General features: G+C 45.8%; 11 protein-coding genes. 3 read left to right on the forward strand and 8 right to left on the reverse strand.

Annotation, left to right across the window (positions count from 1 at the left end; genetic code table 11):
• Window positions 1-233 precede the first annotated feature (233 nt).
• Together P0M28_RS12070 and P0M28_RS12075 are read right to left on the reverse strand one after the other, a co-directional pair.
• A complete protein-coding gene (locus tag P0M28_RS12070) occupies window positions 234-947 on the reverse strand; it encodes an ERCC4 domain-containing protein (RefSeq protein ID WP_302210159.1) in 714 nt (237 codons plus the stop codon).
• 123 nt (window positions 948-1,070) lie between these two features.
• Complete coding sequence (locus tag P0M28_RS12075) at window positions 1,071-1,973, reverse strand: hypothetical protein (RefSeq protein ID WP_302210160.1); 903 nt, start codon at window positions 1,971-1,973, stop codon at window positions 1,071-1,073.
• A 254-nt stretch (window positions 1,974-2,227) separates the two neighbouring features.
• On the opposite strand from P0M28_RS12075, the gene P0M28_RS12080 reads away from it, so the two are divergent.
• Window positions 2,228-4,648 (forward strand): ABC transporter permease, encoded by a 2,421-nt coding sequence (locus P0M28_RS12080; RefSeq protein ID WP_302210161.1) that lies wholly within the window; start codon window positions 2,228-2,230, stop codon window positions 4,646-4,648.
• A 137-nt stretch (window positions 4,649-4,785) separates the two neighbouring features.
• Window positions 4,786-6,147: a GAF domain-containing protein gene (locus P0M28_RS12085; protein ID WP_302210162.1), complete on the forward strand. Its 1,362-nt coding sequence runs from the start codon at window positions 4,786-4,788 to the stop codon at window positions 6,145-6,147.
• Window position 6,148: 1 nt separating this feature from the next.
• On the opposite strand, the gene P0M28_RS12090 is transcribed toward P0M28_RS12085, so the two are convergent.
• The gene (locus P0M28_RS12090) at window positions 6,149-7,219 is read right to left on the reverse strand and encodes a hypothetical protein (protein WP_302210163.1); all 1,071 of its coding nucleotides are present in this window, start codon (window positions 7,217-7,219) and stop codon (window positions 6,149-6,151) included.
• Between the two features lie 117 nt (window positions 7,220-7,336).
• On the opposite strand from P0M28_RS12090, the gene P0M28_RS12095 reads away from it, so the two are divergent.
• Window positions 7,337-7,939 (forward strand): methyltransferase family protein, encoded by a 603-nt coding sequence (locus P0M28_RS12095; RefSeq protein WP_302210164.1) that lies wholly within the window; start codon window positions 7,337-7,339, stop codon window positions 7,937-7,939.
• A 137-nt stretch (window positions 7,940-8,076) separates the two neighbouring features.
• Here the strand turns inward: P0M28_RS12095 and P0M28_RS12100 are convergent, their stop codons facing one another.
• The 5 genes from P0M28_RS12100 to P0M28_RS12120 form a co-directional block, all read right to left on the reverse strand.
• Window positions 8,077-11,352, reverse strand: coding sequence for a CBM96 family carbohydrate-binding protein (locus tag P0M28_RS12100; protein ID WP_302210165.1), 3,276 nt, complete (start codon window positions 11,350-11,352; stop codon window positions 8,077-8,079).
• A 114-nt stretch (window positions 11,353-11,466) separates the two neighbouring features.
• Entirely contained in the window at window positions 11,467-13,119 is a 1,653-nt protein-coding gene (locus P0M28_RS12105) for a RagB/SusD family nutrient uptake outer membrane protein (RefSeq protein ID WP_302210166.1), read from the reverse strand.
• A gap of 12 nt (window positions 13,120-13,131) precedes the next feature.
• Window positions 13,132-16,407, reverse strand: coding sequence for a SusC/RagA family TonB-linked outer membrane protein (locus tag P0M28_RS12110; protein ID WP_302210167.1), 3,276 nt, complete (start codon window positions 16,405-16,407; stop codon window positions 13,132-13,134).
• 154 nt (window positions 16,408-16,561) lie between these two features.
• Complete coding sequence (locus P0M28_RS12115) at window positions 16,562-17,596, reverse strand: FecR family protein (protein ID WP_302210168.1); 1,035 nt, start codon at window positions 17,594-17,596, stop codon at window positions 16,562-16,564.
• A gap of 219 nt (window positions 17,597-17,815) precedes the next feature.
• Window positions 17,816-18,418: an RNA polymerase sigma factor gene (locus tag P0M28_RS12120; protein ID WP_302210169.1), complete on the reverse strand. Its 603-nt coding sequence runs from the start codon at window positions 18,416-18,418 to the stop codon at window positions 17,816-17,818.
• Window positions 18,419-18,519: the final 101 nt, after the last annotated feature.

The following is an 18,519-nucleotide window of genomic DNA, read 5'->3' on the forward strand; positions in this document are numbered from 1 at the left end:
TTCATGGTTGTTATGATTTGAGTGTATAACAAAATGGGTGCATACAAAAAGCGAGTGGGAATACTAAGATTTCCCTAATTTTGAGGTCTTTAATCATGCGGTGGGCATCACCATCAAAAAAACTCGCTATGGATGGTTTCGACCAAATCTATGGAAAATATGAACCCTCACGAAAACGACACACTTTTTCTAAGAATATTTTTCGTTGCTATTTAAATTAATCGGCTATAAAGCTATTCATTTTCCGTGTTGTATCTTACCCTATCTTCTTCCACTACCCAGCGAATCTTCTCAGCGGTACTACGGCCTACTCCAACTACTTCTTGTAGCTCCCGTTCACTAGCGGAGAGTACGTTTTGCACCGTGCCAAATTTTTCGAGCAACAAACGGGCTCGGGTAAGACCAATACCGGGTAAACCTTGTAAAAAGTACAGTTGCTGTTTTTCCTTCCGGCCAATCTGTGATGTTGGATAGCGTCGGGGCGGCCACCTGCGAGGCGATTTGGAACGACGGGTTCCTAAAGCGTTTAATTGACGAGCAGCCATCAACAACAGAGAGGCACTTTCGGCGGCATCCATAGCGCGGAGCACCGGGATTTGCATAAATAACGTTGCCTGCATTAATGCTCCTTGAACTGCTTCCCGTCGCATTCCACTACGATGCAGGTCAGTAGAAGTGCCTTCCAGCAATAGAGCACAAGGCCGCTCAGACTGTACCAACCGATAGAGTTGAGCAAACAATCGCCCAGATTTTAAAGAAGCAACCAAGTCAATCAGTGTTTTTCGCTCTACTAGTAGTTGACCATTCACCTCGTAGTCACCGATGGGCAACCGCTGTACCTCCAAGTCTACTCCCTCAGTTTCCTGCAAAATTGGTAATAACCCGCTTCGCCTCTCCCGGTCATCAACTTTGATGTTGATTAAAGATAGTTCAGATACGATATTCAATGTGGCGTTAGCTTTATTGAAGAAGCGTAGAGCAAATATCGAGCTATTCCTACCAGAGTTAGGTTCATGCTACTGTAGAATATCACATTCTGATTATCTGATAAAATTCAGCTAATCTTGGTATCATTTTCCAATCATCCACTCTATCAAATCATCTACCTCCACAATGGACCAGGAGTGGGGATGGCGGTTGCCGTTGGATCGATATCCACGATTCTCAGTAGGAATATACTCTACGTTATCACCAAATTTTTTCGCCAAGTCGTCCGCCATTTTCTTAATAAAGTAGGCGTTCATTTCTTCGTACTCATTCTTTCGGTTCTCTTGCCACCAGACTGTATCGGGTTCGGTATAGAACCGTAGTTTGACATCTTGCAGATGGGATAGATTATCAGTGTTGCCGGTTTTAGTGGTATAAACTGCGTACTCTTCGTACGGCTCAATACTGGCTTTAGGCTTGCCAAGGGCTGATTCCAATACGTTGACAATCATCTCGCTCTCCTGAACTGAAACCGGCGAGAAGTTTCGCTCAATATTCCTAAGAGAATTTTCGTATAGTCCCAGCAGATCAACCGGAGAATCAACAATAAACGCTCCTCTCGGCTGAACATCGCCTTCTGATTCTACTAGATAATCGCTGAGTAGCAAGCTAACGTTGCCTCCGCTGGAGAAGCCACCGATGTAGACACTCTCTATCGGGAGTTTATTTTCCTCAAACATTTGAGTAATGATGGTAGCGAGCTGTTTCTTCTCGCTTTCCTTCAGCCACAGTTTTCGGTTAAACTTCATCAGGGCTACGGCTATTCCGGCTTCCGTAGCTGGTTCTATGATTTCAAACTCCCGCTTAACCACATCTGGAGTTTCGGGAAAACCACCGAAGAGTATGAGTACGCCCGTTGGCTTTCGTTCGGGCATCACCAGTTCGTAGTGATCGGTCTCTTCGGTAGTAAACGAGCTTACGTTCTGCGAGAAGCTATTAAAGCTTACCAGCGAGAGAATAAGTAACAGGGCCAGCAGGTTTTTCATAGTATCTTCTTTTTTGCTAAAGAAGTGAACCGCAGCGTAAAAAGTATCCTCTCAGTAGTTAAGGTTTGTTAAAATCTAGATAATAAGAGCTACTAACGTTGCCTTTAAGCTTCGTAGAGTAATTGTTAATTGCTCATTGTTCACTGTACATTGCTTGTTGTTCCCTGCACCTCAGTGGTTGTTCACTGCATTTGGCTTGTTAATACTACCAGGTTATCTCAATTTAGCTCTTCATCGATTCAAATCTGACAACCATGTTCCAATACTTTACCATTGCCTACCGCAACCTCACCAAGCATAAATTTTACTCCCTCATTAATTTATTAGGTCTAGCCATCGGTACGGCAGCTTGTTTACTGATTTTGCACTACGTACGCTACGAGCTGAGCTACGAAGACTTTCACGAGAAATCTAATCAAATCTACCGACTCACGTTGGATGTTTACGAAGACGGGGAACTACTGACTCAAGATGCCGAAGTGTATCCGCTAGCGGGTCCCGAGCTAAAAGCTAATCTGCCTGAAGTGCTGGACTACGTGCGGCTGCACGATCAGGAGCAATTAGCCTTTGGTACCGACAAGTATCGTAATACGGAACGGCGCGCCTATTACGCCGACCCTTCGGTTTTCTCTATCTTTTCGCTGAACATGGTGCAGGGCGACACTGCTGGCGCACTGGATGAACCTTTTGAGTTGGTGCTAACTGAATCGAAGGCGAAGCAGTACTTTGGCACGACTGACGTGGTAGGGAAAACGCTGGACTGGTTCGGGGGTACTTACGGCCCTAACAATGGAAAAAGGCTGGTAAAAGTTACGGGAGTAATAGAAGATCTACCGCCTAATACTCATTTGAAAATAGATTTTCTGATTTCTTACATTTCCCTACAAACAATTGGCTACCCGATGGGCTGGGACGCTAATAACGAATTTACCTACTTGTTGATGGAGCCACAAACTAACTTGGCTGCTTTTAGCGAGAAGCTAAATAAGTTCGTTGAGAGTTTTCAATCTGCTGAAGGCTTTGAAGATAGTGAAGAGCGTTTTATTGTTCAGCCTATGGCCGATATTCATTTGTACTCCAATAAAACCTTTGAACCGGAAGCTAACGGCGATGCTGATACCGTAACGTTTCTATCGGTCATTACTCTATTCATCTTGATTATCGCTTGGGTGAACTACGTGAATTTGGCCACCGCCCGCTCGGTAGAACGCGCCAAAGAAGTAGGCGTAAAAAAAGCTGTGGGTTGCTCCCGCTTGCAGTTAATCCGACAATTTCTGTTTGAATCTCTTGTAATTAATCTATTAGCGATGGTTTTGGCGGTACTTATTGTGTACGTGAGCTTTGCGGCTTTCCGTAACTTAAGCGGCCAACCCCTCAGTATCCGCCTGTTTAGTGATAGTATTTTCATGCTAACCATTGCCGGACTAGTGGTGATTGGCACACTATTATCTGGTTTATATCCGGCGTTAGTGCTGTCTTCTTTTCGTCCGGTAGCGGTGATGAAAGGGAAGTTAAAGAATACTACCCACGGCAGGTATCTTCGTCAGGGGTTGGTAGTGTTTCAATTTCTAGCCTCGGTCGTACTGATGGTAGGAACATTTACGGTGTATCAGCAACTTGCATTTATGCGGCAGCAGGAATTGGGTATGGACATTGATCAGGTGCTGGTGGTCGATGTTCCGTTGGATATTCAGATAGATTCTATTGCCCGCTCCCGCATTGGCACCCTGCAACAAGCCTGGGGTAATTTATCTACTGTAGAAGCAGTGGGTAGCTCCGGGGCAGCCCCCGGAACCGGCTATAACTTTCTTAGCTCAAACATAGGAATACGCCGGATAGGTGATGAAAAGGATAACAATATTACTTTTTATTGGTACCGGGCCGATGCCAATTTTATGGATGTGCTGGATATGGAACTAATTGCCGGACGTAATTTTCAGGAGGGTTCCCGTAATGAGCGGCAAATACTAGTGAACGAAAAAGCAGTTGAGATGATGGGTTTTACCAGTGCAGAGGAAGCAATAGGGCAAATCACCACTTTCTACGACAGTGCCGAGATTATCGGTGTAGCCCAGAACTACCACCACCTTTCTATGAAGGAGCCAATCATCCCGCTGATATATATGCACGGCAGCAATAATCTATATCAATATTTGCGCCTCAATACCGACGACCTTCCTCAAACCTTAAAGCAGGTAGAAGCGACTTACGAGGAAGTATTTTCAGGTAGCACTTTTTCTTATTTCTTTCTGGATGATACCTTCAATCAGCAGTACCAAGCTGAAACCCAGTTCGGAAAAGTGTTCGGAGTGTTTGCCGGACTGGCTATTTTGGTGGCTTGCTTAGGCTTGCTAGGCTTATCTTCTTACACCAGCATTCAGCGCACTAAGGAGATTGGCATCCGTAAGGCTCTGGGTGCTTCAGTGAGTCATATTATTCTACTGCTCACTAAAAGTTACTTCCGTCTTATCCTTATTGCCCTAGTAGTTGCTATTCCGGTAGCTAATTACGTAATGGGCGAGTGGCTAAACCAGTTCACGTATCGCATTGGTATTAGCTGGTGGTTATTTGTGGTACCCGGAATACTGGTCGTCCTTATCGCGCTGTTAGCAGTAAGTGGGCAAACCCTGAAATCAGCTCGATCCAACCCAGTGAAAGCTCTGCGGTACGAGTAGGTAACTAAATTATTGAGCTTCAAAACTGATGTTATTTGGTTGCCCTGATATATTTGAGATTCATCTGATTCATTACACACGCAACTATTTAGAATAAAATTTGCTGTTACTCGACAAATTATTGTGAATAGTCGGGTATGAAATTCTTATTCAACATAGGGGTAACTGAGGAGCTCTCGGAACTATATCAAGCTAAAGTGCGACTCGCTAACCAGATCGCCAGTATGTTTGTATTTGTAGCATTAAGCTACATGGTTTTTTCTATCTTCTATTATCCACCCCTGGTTATGTATCCGGCGAGTGCTGCCGGGCTAGCGTGCAGTATATTTATATTCAACTCCTTTCAGTGGCATCATCTGTCTCGGTTTATCATGTCGTTCCAGGCGTTGTTACTCACCGCTATCTACCACGCCTACCTAGTAACACCGGGTGAGTCTCTACTAGATGCATTTATGGTGTGCCAGATTTCTATGACACTAATTCCCTGGATTCTTTTTGATTTTGAGGAAAAAAGGCTGTTGGCTGCATCGCTAGTTACGTGTTATGTTATTTTCTTTAGTCAATCGTGGCTAAGCACGGTGTTAGTACTAGATCTAGATAATAGTATGTTTAAAGGTGGTATTTTCTATTACGCCACTAGCGGTATGGGTATCATTATCATTTCTCTCTCACTTTTCTTTTTACTCCGCAAGAATCATCGGGCTGGTCAGAAAAATACTAAACTGCTTAGTGAAGTAAGTGATCAGAATCAGGCCATGCAAGAGCAACAAGATGAATTGTCAAAAAACCTAGAAGAAGTTAAACGGGCTAGAGAAGAGGATGAAAAGAGAAGTTGGGCGGCTCAGGGGCTGACTGAGATAAACCAAATATTGCGAGCCAATCAAGATCAGAATGAGACGTATCAGCAACTTATTGCTAAACTGGTTAAATATTTAAAGGCTAATCAGGGTGGTTTGTATGTCTTAGAGAATGAAGACAACCAAATATTACGTTTAGAAGCCTGCTACGCTTACGAACGAAAAAAATTCTTGAACAAAGAGATTGAACCCGGTCAGGGTTTGGTAGGTCAATGTTTTTTAGAAAAAGAGTCAACGTATTTAACTGATATTCCTGATCGGTATACATACATCACTTCAGGCTTAGGAAAAGCTACTCCGAGTTATTTATTCATAACTCCCCTCATACTCGATGAGCATGTAGCCGGTGTTATCGAAATTGCTTCTTTCTCGCCCATTGAAGAACACCATCAGCACTTTTTGCAGAAAGCGGGTGAGGACATAGCTTCGGCCATACGAAGTAAGCAAGTAACGGCCAGAATGAGTGAGCTACTTAACCAGTCGCGGCAACAGGCCGAAGAGATGCAAGCCACTGAAGAGGAAATGCGGCAGAATATGGAAGAGTTACAAGCTACCCAAGAAGAGATGCACCGTAAATCTAGCGAGCAGGAAAGTATTATTCAGCAGCTACGCGAGGAGCTGGCTAGTCAGGCACAAGCATAAACTACTTGTGCTCGGCCATTTCCTTCATCACCGTTAGTAACGAAAGTGCAGTTTCTTCCGAATACCGTCCCATACCACACGAGCAGGCAATATCCACGGAACTACCTCGGGCTGACTCAATTGCCTGTAGTATGTGTTGGTGTTCTTCCTTATTGCGCTCTTTATGTACAAACCCGGCAATAAAACGAACGTGATTGGGTAACTTGATATCCTTTAAATCGGCGTAGTACTTTTCATCTGTCGGGGGAGGAGTAGCTGCCTCAGCCAGAGGATAATGTACGTAGTTAAGTTGATGGGAACTGGGCCACTTTTTCACCATCTGATTGGAGAAATATACTAACTTCTTCAACGTTTTAGGATGAATCAGTGCTTCATTATTCAGATCACCTAAACAAATATGAACCCCCAATTTGGCCGACGGGTCTATCTTTCTCACCAATCCGTATATACTTTTTAGAGGTAAATCTATTAGAAAATTGGGCAACTTATAAGCAAGTGCTAATTCACCCGGCACTTCAATTTGTATTACTACATCGTTACCCGCTAGCTTAATGATCTCATTAACTTCGTAGGCTATCCGTCGATTAAAAACATCTGCGTAACGTATCGCATCGATCTTACCCATCATAGCAAAGGTGATTCCTAAGCCGGTAGGTACTCCAACCTGAAACTTGAGATCTGGCTGACTACGTTCTTCCCGCAGTTGTTTAAACAAGGGGTAACTCTCTTTGAAGTAAGTATGGTACCCGAAATCCAGATGTTGGTACATCTTGGAGGGTGGGTGCTTAGGGCGCAACTTCTGCACAGTATCATATCCCACTGGAAAACCATCATCGCCGCGCTGAGCATCCTGCGCTACTTCCCAGTTCTCAGTATCTTCTGTGCAAATATCAATAGCGGTCATCACCCAAGCCGCCCTCTTTCCTTTAGGATATTGGGGTGTTTTCTCACCAATCTCTCCGTCGGGTAGGCTAGACAAGCGGGTTCCCAGATGATCCATAGCGCGTTGCATGGCATCTTGTTCATCGGCAAAGGGCATGCTACCCACTAAGTGCGTTCGTCGCTGTATCATTTTAACTAAGCTATATTTTCTAAATATAGTAATAGTAGTTGTACTTGCCCCAGTTTTCAAAGCATCGTATATGAAAAAATTACTACTATCTCCCGAATTTTTGTTCATCTTTGAAAGATGGTAGTTTCCTACTTGATTCTGGCAGGTTTGTGGCTAGTGTATTTCGGTTTGCACAGCTTTTTGGCCTTAGCTAAGGTAAAAAAACAGGTGCAGGGCTGGTTAGGTCAATCGTACCGCTACTATCGGTTAGGTTACAATATTATTGCGGTAATCACTCTTATTCCTATTCTGCTCTACAACTCAATAATCTCTTCCGAACCACTGGTGGCCGATGTGCGGGTACGTGATATGCTACAACTGTTTGGCTTAGTACTAGCTTCTTACGGAGTAATTGTGATTCACCTGTCGTTCAAACAATTCTCTAAACGGGAGTTCTTAGGCGTACCCACACCAGCGGCGAATCAAGTTGAGCCACTTCAAACCGATGGCGTTTTGCGCTACGTTCGCCATCCGCTATACGCAGGTACAATTCTGATTGCTCTGGGATTATGGTGCTTCTCCCCTACTATCGCCAATCTTGTTACCGCCTTGGCCTGGATCGCCTACATTTTGATCGGAATTCAACTGGAAGAAAAGAAACTGCTAAAACTTTACGGCAATGAGTACCAAACGTATCGGCAACAAGTACCGATGCTGATTCCCCGATTGCGCTCTCGTTAATAGATGCTTGCTCTTTGTTTATTCTTCAAAGAAGCTGCCCAAATAAGATTTTCATCCGAAAAATACTAAAAGATAGCAACTAATCGCTTCTCCTGAAGCAATGGGAACGATGCTGTTCCCATTGCTTGGTTATCTCTTTATTCAGGTGAACTCACTAGTACCTTCAGCATCTGTGTACGCTGTAGTTGAATAATAGTAACAAAATAGATGCCTTGCTGTAGAGATTTCCCTTGCACAATATCACTCCAAACAACCTGATGGTTACCTGCTTGTTGCCCGACTGTTTGGTAGTGGCCTAGTACCCGCCCTTGTGTATCGTGTACTCGAATGTTTACGGGCGAATCAGTCTCTTGGTAGAAAGTGATAACGGTTGTTTCATTAACCGGATTCGGATAAATATGCGTCTCTGTTGACTCACTTTCACGTACTAAAGGGGGTGCCTTTACGCCTCCTTTAGCAACCGAGGCCACTCGTGTTCCATAACGTAGCGGACGATCTTCGGTACCGTTAATAAGCAAAAAGGGAGCATCATTGGCATCCGGGCTTTCCTTAGAATAGAATCGTTGGTTAGATGTTCCATCCGATATAATAGCAAACGAAACGGTTTTGTCACCATTAAATTCCTGCTTCACAATATCGGTTACATTGTAGATCATGTATTCGCCTTCCCGGGCACTCGGAAGCGTCTCGATAATGGAGCCGATGGTCGGTTCGGTATTCCAGGTGAGCGTTTCCTCTTCCCAGCTATCATCTTCTACAAAGGCAGCACTATACAGATCAGTACCTTGATCTTTGACTTTTAAACGAAGCGTAGCCGTCTTGATCCACCGACGATTACTACTTAGGTCAAACTTTAAAAACGAGCGTCTGGTGAAGGCTGCCCCGGTGCTTTTAGCCTCAAGTTGATCGCTATCGCCAAAGTTTCGGTCGGCATTGTTCCCACCCCGAACGTAGGTATCGTCCACCACCGCTAGCGAAGTACCTCCGTACGATACTGATAAATTCAGCGTAGCCGATGACTCTTTACCTGCTTCATCTACCGCAACAGCTTTCAGAACAAATGCTCCTCCGGTATTCCGGCGGGTTCGTAGAATATACGGACGCCGATTATCAGTACGTACCAATGAATCATCAATGTAGAAGTCAACCCGATCAATAGCTAACCCATCAGTGGTAGCTGCTTGAGCAACGGCTACAATCGGCCATCGGATTGAGGGGTACTGAAAGCCTTCCCGGGGAAAGCGAAATTGCACATTAGGCGAGCCGATATCAGTAGTACCTGCTTCTACGAGCAGGCGAGGTTCATTGCCTTCAGCAGCCTCCTTTGAGAAGTACTCTACCAGTGCCGTAGAGGAAGTCCAGATGGCAAGGGATAGCACCCCATCACCCGCTTGCTCTTGCTGCACATACTCGGTAAGGTCAAAGTCAGTCCAACGGCCTTCATTAGCTACGGATTCATTTGCCAAGGCTGCGGTATATTCTGGCTGATTGTTCCAGGTGATACTATTTTCCTGCCAAGTATCGTCTTCAACTGCATACACCGTATGCTCGGAATTACCTGTGCGGGCTACCCGCAGGCGCAACGTAGCCCGTTCTACGGGTTCCAACTCAGACACATTGAACTGAAGAAAGATTCGTCGTTGCAGGTTTTCACCAGCGGCAGTTTTAATCAGCAGCGAAGGACTATTTCCGAAATTATCATCGTCGGTTTGCCCCCCTTTAACGTACACATCTGCCGCAGCGATCAGATTGATGCCATTATCAGGATGGGCAACACTCACTTGCTGAGTAGCCAGCCGAACGGCTCCTTTGTTATCTTTAGCAATCGCCAACAACGTGGTTGTTCCGGCGGGAATATCAGTCCAATCAAGGGTGTAGGGAGCTGAAGTTATTGAGCCGAGACGAATCGGCCCGGCGTACAAGACAACTTCTCGGATGCCATCTGGGTCAGAAGCTGAGGCAGTAATGCTGATAGTATCACCTTCGCTATAAGTAGTAGCACCATCAGGAATGGTAATACTCACTGAAGGCATGTCGTTGAAAGAGCTGTTGGCTTTCGCAACGAACATATACGTTTCACCGGGTTCCAATCCGCTGACTGTCTCCGAAGTAGCTCCGCTGAGCGTGATAGTTTGGTACGGATCGGGCGTACCCGTGCTGCCAAGTTCTTCGTTCCAAGAATCATAGCGATATACTTCCAATGCGTTAGCGTACGATGGAATATTGTTTACGGTGAACGAAGTTCCGAACAGCGTACTCCACTCTTCGCGGTTATGCCACACCCACATCTTTTTATTGTCGCCTTCCAAAATGTCGATACCCGTCGCTTCATCACCTGAAACTAAGGTTAGCCCTTGCGTAATGTTGGCAAGCATTTGGTGGGCAATTCCTTTGGCATTTCCTAGAAAAGGAAAAGCAGAAACGGCCATACCTAGTTGCGTATTTGAGTTCACAGGTAAGTAGGTGCGAAACGTCAGGGCGTAGTCAGAGACGAACTCTCCCGCTGGATTTTTCACGGTCAGCAAGTCCCAGGTTCCGGTTACAAAGTCTTTGGCATTCTCCGCGTCGGATCCCGCCCCTCGGGCGTTGTATTCAGTACACCATACCCGGAAATCGCTGGTGATGTTATGCCACGAACGCAAGCTATCAATGAGCACTTGGTGCGACTTCGCCTTAAACTGAAGGTTAAACGGATTTCGCCGATCATAGTAGCGATGGATATCCAGGGCATTGAGAGTACCATCGTTGTATAGCGGAGCTAGCCCATCCATGTAGATATTAAACCGCTCGAACAAAGGTACTTCCTGAAATCCACCGGGTGCTACCTGGAGCGAAGGGTCGGCCGAGTGAACTCCGTCGGCAAACCCACGTATGGCGGCTACGAACTCTACCGCATCGAAGTTATTATCTGGCTCATTCACCGCGGTATATTGCGTAATACCCCAGTCAGTGATTCCTTTGGACAGCAGAAAGTCGCTGTTAGGGCGAAATCGATTCGCGAAGGCCGCTCCAATATCAAACCACTTTTGCTCATTGCCCAAAGCCCCGTGGTCGGCAAAAATATGCTCGATAAGCAACATGGGATAGATATCTTCCTCGTAAAGTGCTAACACTAAGCTATCAATGACTTCGGGCTTGACTTGCCCTCCTTGCAGATAGCGCTCTGGAAATATCCCGATGCGGGTATACGAAAGGCTCGCCGCCTGAATGGCTTCAATAGCATTGAAAGCATTTACATCGGTTAGCCCACCGTTAAAATCACAGCTACCCATCATTTCAGCAGCCGTTGGGTTGGAGTTCAGAGGTGGCCCGGCTTGCGCCCGGACTGAGCCATTAGTTGCGATAACAGTAATGGCTACCAAAAGCAGCAACCGTAAATTATATGTTAAGAAGGGAAGGGTATGTCTCATCATTGATAGGATTTAGTGATAGTGTTAACGAGCTAGCGAAGGCCAACTCAGGTCATTGTTATAGAATAAGAAAGGTTGGCATTCCGTAGAACCCGAAATGCCATTTACACGGGTTGGTTAGTACCCGCCATTTTGCCTCATTTCACTCGTTAGGTTGGCATCGATAACCGACTGGGGAATAGGGAATCGGCGGTCACGTTCGGCAATAACCGGGCCAGCAATAGGGTTGTACGCTCGTACCCGTTCTAGCAGCCGATTGTTTCGTATCAGGGCGTAGCGCCGTTGCTCTTCGCATAGTAGTTCCCGCGAACGCTCATCCAGCAAAAAATCAATGGTTGCGTCGGCCGCAGTGATGTCGCCAACCCCAGCGCGACGGCGCACTACATTGATGGACTCGGCTGCCTCAGCCGCTTTATCCTGAGCAATTTGGGCTTCGGCTCGCAGCAGATATGTATCTGCCAAACGGAGATAGGGTTGATCGCCAAACTGCTCGTTAAGAACAATGTTGTTAGGATCAGCCCACTCCCATTTACGGCTATGGGGATACCGCGTACGGTTAGCATTAGTAATGTCTGGTTCCGGAATTACTTCGGTGAAGACTGTATCTCCGAAACTGGCACCTTCGGGAGGTACATCACCGTTGGCTTCGGTGTAGATATAGCCTCGGCTGATAGCGTACCACGAACCGCGGTCATCAGCGGCATCGTAGACATTTATTCCCCAGTTAGTAGGAGCCAAACGACCAATGCCTCGCCCACCCCGATCAACCGATAGCTCAATACCGTTAATCAAGCGGTAGAAGCCCACAAAATAACGTCGCATAATGTTCCTTCCCTGGTCAGGGTTGTCGACGAGGTTCTCTTGCAAGATTGCCCAAAGTACTTCGGTGTTTCCCTGACTTCGGAGTACGTTGCCGTCGTAGAACTGATCCATAAAAGGTACTCCGGCCTGGTCGGCTCGCACGCCGTAACGTTCGGTAATAAGTTGGTAAGGTCCATCAATCACCGCCTGAGCCTTAGCTTCAGCCTCTGCCGGGCGGTTCATCAGAATATAGAGTTCGGCCAAGTAGTGCTGGGCTACAGCCTGACTTACTCGTCCGGAGCTGGCCACTTCTACCGGAAGATGCTGCTCCGCAAAGAGCCAGTCTTCCTCCATGGCCTGGTAAATAGTTTCTACCGAAGCCCGCTCCCAATCGGTTTTGATACTGGCTCCGCTCGACTCGGTCATGTTCAGCGGTACATCTCCCCATAGGTACGTGAGGTGACGATACGCCCAAGCTCGGATGGTTCGTGCCTCCGCCAACACTTGGTTTTTCTCTGCCTCAGTCCAGTCAATATCGGGGTTATCAGCCCGATCAATAATGGTATTAGCGGCATTCACTGTGCGATACAACCAATTAAAAATCCGCTCTATGTACGCATTTTCGGGATTATTCTGGATAAACTCGTTAGTCACTCGCTCTGAAGGGCCCGGATTGAGCGCAAAAACGTTATCGGTACCATTCACCATCAAAGAAAAGCGAATATCGCCCGCCGAGGTCTCGTTTTGTCCCGTACTTCCCATACGCTCCTTGCGTACCTCGTGGTAGAGACCATTAAGAGCCGCCTCGAAGCCAGCGGTGTTGGTAAATAAATTCTCAGCGACAATAATATTGGGGGCGTCTTCTTCTAGAAAGTCTTCGGCGCAACCAGCAGTTAGCACTAAGAGTACGCTCAGTATCCCTCCGCTAACCCATCGTAAAATTAGGTGTTTTTTATTGTTCGTTGTCATGATACGTTTTGTTTAGAATGAGACGTTAATACCTACCAGAAAAGTCCGGCTCTGCGGGATTCCAAATTGACGATTAAACTCCGGATCGGTACCTGTCCAGTCAGTAATGGTGAATAGGTTGCGGACGGTGGTGTATACCCGCGCTGATTGCAAGCCAACTCGTTCCAGCGAGCTAGTTGGCAGATTGTACGATAGCGTTACATCTCGCATGCGGATGAAGCTAGCATCTTCCAAAAACAGCACTCCTCGCGGATTACTATCATCGCTATTTCTGGGGTAGGAATTGATCGGATTTGTAGGTGACCACCACTCTCGTTGCACTCCATTGCGGCGGGCATCTAACAGAAACACTTCCCGGTCGGAATCTAACAGGCGATTGGGTCGTTCTACGCCCTGCTCGGTGAAAAGAAAAAATGTTAAGGCAAAGTCACCATAACTGATGGTGCTTCCTAAGCCAGCAATAAAATCAGGTTGTAAATTTCCGAAGATCGCCCGGTCATCGTCGGCGGTAATTTCATCATCGCTGTTCTGATCTTTAATTTTTACATCGCCGGGTACCGCATCGAAGCCTTCGGCAACGTCAGATTCGCTTTCTTGCCATATTCCGTCAAACACAAATCCATAGTTCACGTCAATGGGCTGACCGATAAACCAGCGGTTTCCTACATCGTCTTGACCATCGCCGTATAAATCCACAATTTCGTTACGATTGAAGGAAAAGTTGAGGTCAGCAGTCCAGGTGAGCTTCTCTTGTCGGATGATATCGCCAGATACAAGTATCTCTAGCCCGTTGTTGCGGGTTTCCCCAATGTTTTGTACGATACTGGTGATACCGTGCACCGAAGAAATAGCTCGGCTGAGTAGCAGATCTTCCGTATTAGATACGTAGTACTCAAGGCTACCCCGAATCCGGTTATTAAGAAACCCGTAGTCCACCCCGATGTTAGCCGAAGTGGTGGTTTCCCACCCCAGTCCATTATCACCTAATGTAGAGGGAATGAATCCAGCGGCCAGTGATCCTCCGTTGTCGCCGCCCAAGTAGTTTTGGGTGGCTAGTCGCGCCAGGGTCTGAAACGGGTCAATGGCCTGATTACCTATTCTTCCCGCTGATAAGCGAAGTTTGAGGGCACTAACAGCCGTTGATCCCTCCAAAAAGTTTTCGTTACCTACGTTCCAGCCTAGGGCTACCGAGGGAAAAAATGCGTACTTCTGATCGCTACCGAAGCCCGAGAAACCGTCGCGACGAGCGGTCAGGGTGAGCAAGTAGCGTCCGTCGTAGTTATAATTAAGTCGTCCCATCTGCGATACCAGCGTGCTTCGGCGGTATATATTTGTTGGGGTGATTAGCGAAGCAATTTCTGCTTGATAGAAACCGAGTATATCGTTGGGAAACCCTTCAGCATCAGTATTAAATCGCTGAAAATCGCTAAGCTGCCCACTGTATAGTGCCGTTATGTCAAAATTATGTTTGTCAATAATCTTCTTATACGTGAGGATATTTTCTACCAGATAGTTTCGATCCCTAACCTGTCGGTTTGTGAGCGACCCTCGGCTCTCAAACCCATTCTTGGTATCTCTCCCCCGGTACACGTTATTGTCCCGATTTGAGTATTCGTAGCCCGCGTTAAGCTTGTAGGATAAGCCCTCAATAAAAGGGAAAGAGATATTCGCATATAGGTTAGAAAACACCGTATACTCTTCGTCTTCATTATCAAACAGGGTTCGGCCGAGGGGATTCCCGAAGAATTCATCTTCAGGCCAGGGATACACCGTAAGCCTACCATTTTCGTCGTACGGATTGGTGAGCGGATTAATGTAAAATGCACTGGCTAAATCTACTTCTACACCACTGCGATCAATGTAACCCAGGCGCGTATTCGTGCCAATGGCAAGCCAGTCCGTAATCTGCTGATCCAGGTTGAGCCGTAAATTATACCGCTTGAAGTCATCGCCTTGAGCAATCCCTCTCACTCCCAGGTACGTTCCCGAAACGTAGAATTTAGTATTTTCAGTCCCGGATGAGATAGACAGCGAATGCTCCTGCTGGACAGAGGTGCGGGTGGATAAATCGATCCAATCGGCGTAGGTGCCTGCTGCAAAATTATCGAGCTCGGTCTGACTCATCACCGAAGTGGGGTCGTCGGTAGCGTTGAGTCGCTCCAGCTTAAAATCATAGAACTCATCACCCGTCATTAGATCGGGTACGTTCACGGCATTCTGTACTCCAATATATCCGGAGTAGGAAACGACTGGCTTACCAACCTCACCCTGCTTAGTTGTGATAAGAATAACGCCATTCGCTCCCCGGGTTCCGTAGATGGCCGACGAGGATACATCTTTCAGCACTTCAATAGAAGCAATATCGTTTTGGTTAATTTGCGAAATATTACCACTGAAGGGTACGCCGTCTAGTACAATCAGGGGCTGGTTGTTAGCAGTGATGGAATTTTGTCCTCTGATTCTGATATTCACGTCACCGCCTTCGGCTCCACCGGAGTTATTGTTGATGTACACCCCAGATACTGCTCCTTGTAATGCTTGAGCAAAGTTGGTATTCGGTACATCTTCTAACCGATAGCTTTCTACTGAGGCTACTGAGCCAGTGATATCTTCTTTCTTCTGAGTGCCGTAGCCTACCACAACTATCTCACCCAATGATTGAATATCCGGAAACATAACTAAATCAATAGTGCTTCTTCCGTTAATTGTTATCTCCTCCTCTACATACCCCACGAACGAAAAAACCAGCGTTGTGGCATCATCAGGAGCAGATAGTTTGTACTGCCCATTAATATCCGTTACTGTACCTACTGTGGTACCCTTAACAAGTACTGTGGCTCCGGGAAGAGGCTTATCTTCTTCATCAGTGACCGTACCACTAATAGAAATGGCTACCGGAGAAGGTGGCACTTCAGGTTGAGGAACCACTACTTTACGTACATCGATATTTTCGTTGTGTTGCTTGAACTGTAATGAGGTTTTCCGCGAGACAATGGCGAGTACATCGGCCACCGATAGCTTCCGACGAGGGATGTTGAAGACTGCTTTATTATCTACGTCGGCGGCATCATACGTAAACTTAAATGCCGATTGCTCCTCAATAGCTCGGAAAATCTCCTGCGTATTGGACTGCTGTATTTCTATTGTGATGAATACTTCTTTTATACTTTTTATTTGTGCCCGACTGCTTTCTGCCATAAGTCCGTTGAAAAAAATGGACTGGATGGCAAAAGCATACACGGAATATCTCGAAAGCATAATGATCGAGTCTAGTAACTTTCTTTTCATACTTTTGTAATGTTTAAATGAGTGATCGTTTAGACACGCTTCGGGCTAGCACATTCCCCAATGTTTATCAGTCCGAAGCATCTTTTGACAGCCTGGCATGCCGGGCTGTCTTTTGTTTTTATGAAGTATCAGGTTGCAGCATCATGGCTATAAATTAAAAGGTGATAGTAACTTGCTTTCCTTCTATACTAAAGGTGAAATTCTCGGCAAAAGCGAGTCGTTCCAGTACCCGCTCGGCACTTTGGTTAGCGAACTCACCATTTATACGCCACCGGCGAGATGGGCTCCCCACCACGGTAACATTGATTCCATACCATCGCTCCAAGATTGCTTTTACTTGAGATAAAGAACTATCTCGAAAGCGTAGTATGCCCTTCTTCCAGGCGATCACCTCCTCTGGATCAAATACTTGCACAATAGCTTCATGGCGATGATAAACAACTTGCTCTCCGGGCGAAAGCGTATGCTCTTGGTCAGCGTCTCTTCGTACAGACACTTTACCACTAACCAGCGATACAGCGAGTGTATGGTCATCATCGGGAAATGAGCGAACGTTGAATGAAGTGCCCAAAACTCTCACGCTTTTATCGTTAATCACGACATCAAAGGGCCGAGCTTCATCGTGTTTTACCTCAAAAAAAGCTTCTCCCCGCAAGTGAACCATGCGAACCTGGGCAGAAAACTGTTCCGGAAAATCAAGCCGACTATCAGCATTAAGCCAAACAATGGATCCATCGGGCAATTGGAATTTTATGCGTTGTCCTTTCGGGTTTTCTTTAGTCACAGTGCTCACTACGGGTAACTCTACTTTAGCAGTAGAAGGAGTGTTGAGATGAATAATTAATCCCGCCCCGATAGCAACACAAAGAATAGCAGCAACTCTCAGGTAAGAAGAAATAGCCTTTCTGGTACGCGTTTGAGTAGAAGGGGTTACCTTGAGCGAGGGGCTAGCTACCAGGATTTTTTCTAATAATGCATCTTTCTCTTCACTATTAATAGGTTGTTGATTGACAGACTTTAGCTTAATACCTAAAATAATCGTACGAGCAGTATGAAATGCCTTAGCTTGGTCGGGATGTTGCTTCAACCAGTTAGACCAGTATAAATCGCGCTGTGGGGTAGGAGACTTAACCCACTGTACAAAGCTGGCGTTGGCAAGAAGTTGATTAATTTGACGCTGATTCTTCATCAATAAGATGGTTCATACTCATAGAGAACCAAAAGAAGAAAAAGACATCAAAAAAAATAAAAAGTTAACACGGATCAGTATCAGCCAGCACAATGACGAACGACTTTGGCAAAAACAAGCTAACGGAGACATCAACGTAAACACACCGATACCCTCAGTTTTTTACAAAGACATAGCAGGTGACGATCAGCGAGAGAATTGATGTTTTGTAGCACTGAGCTATTTTGAATACGCCTTTCTTAGTCGATTGAGTGCTTGGTAAATAAGGTTTCTCGCAGATCGTATATATTTCATTCCCATTACCTGCTGAATTTCCTGATAACTCATATTTTCAAAATACAGATAATAGATTGCCTCCTTCTGATGGCGAGAGAGCTTTTGAATAGCTTTGTTTAAACGGGCAGCTTGCTCTTCTAGCTGCTCACTTTCGAGCATTGTTTTCTCTCGAGAAGGGGTAACGGAAAAATGAAGGTGGTGAAAATCGGCTAGGGAAGATTTCGATTTCTCCTGCCTCTTCTTCACCTTCAATAGCTTTCTTCTGAATGACTTAAGTAAATAGGGCCTGATATGCTGAATTGAGGTAAGGCGTTTTCTATGATCTCGTAGATCAATAAAAAAGTCTTGAATAGCATCTTTGATGATCTCATTATTTAAATTGAACTGCTGCCCTAACCGTACGAGCGAGTCAAAGTAAGCATCATAGATCTCGGTAAAAGCTACGTCACTGCCATTGATAAAATCGTTCCAAATTACCTCATCCGGGCGATCACTGCCGGGCGACTTCTCTTGTTGATGCAGCTTACGAAAAGGATACTCACTCATAGTATGAAGTATTTTGAGAATACCAGCAGTATAATTGCTAATTAAGCATTATCAAGTGAGAAAACTACAGTTTTTTTATTAAAAAATAAACCGTTTGCTCT

The organism is Tunicatimonas pelagia, from assembly GCF_030506325.1.
Taxonomy (GTDB): Bacteria; Bacteroidota; Bacteroidia; order Cytophagales; family Cyclobacteriaceae; genus Tunicatimonas; species Tunicatimonas pelagia.

What these genes read in the sequence shown, in the direction of transcription:
- P0M28_RS12075 (WP_302210160.1), bottom strand. Translation starts at nt 1,973, where the DNA reads ATGAAAAACCTGCTGGCCCTGTTACTTATTCTCTCGCTGGTAAGCTTT.
- P0M28_RS12080 (WP_302210161.1), top strand. Translation starts at nt 2,228, where the DNA reads ATGTTCCAATACTTTACCATTGCCTACCGCAACCTCACCAAGCATAAA.
- P0M28_RS12085 (WP_302210162.1), top strand. Translation starts at nt 4,786, where the DNA reads ATGAAATTCTTATTCAACATAGGGGTAACTGAGGAGCTCTCGGAACTA.
- P0M28_RS12090 (WP_302210163.1), bottom strand. Translation starts at nt 7,219, where the DNA reads ATGATACAGCGACGAACGCACTTAGTGGGTAGCATGCCCTTTGCCGAT.
- P0M28_RS12095 (WP_302210164.1), top strand. Translation starts at nt 7,337, where the DNA reads ATGGTAGTTTCCTACTTGATTCTGGCAGGTTTGTGGCTAGTGTATTTC.
- P0M28_RS12100 (WP_302210165.1), bottom strand. Translation starts at nt 11,352, where the DNA reads ATGATGAGACATACCCTTCCCTTCTTAACATATAATTTACGGTTGCTG.
- P0M28_RS12105 (WP_302210166.1), bottom strand. Translation starts at nt 13,119, where the DNA reads ATGACAACGAACAATAAAAAACACCTAATTTTACGATGGGTTAGCGGA.
- P0M28_RS12110 (WP_302210167.1), bottom strand. Translation starts at nt 16,407, where the DNA reads ATGAAAAGAAAGTTACTAGACTCGATCATTATGCTTTCGAGATATTCC.
- P0M28_RS12115 (WP_302210168.1), bottom strand. Translation starts at nt 17,596, where the DNA reads ATGAAGAATCAGCGTCAAATTAATCAACTTCTTGCCAACGCCAGCTTT.
- P0M28_RS12120 (WP_302210169.1), bottom strand. Translation starts at nt 18,418, where the DNA reads ATGAGTGAGTATCCTTTTCGTAAGCTGCATCAACAAGAGAAGTCGCCC.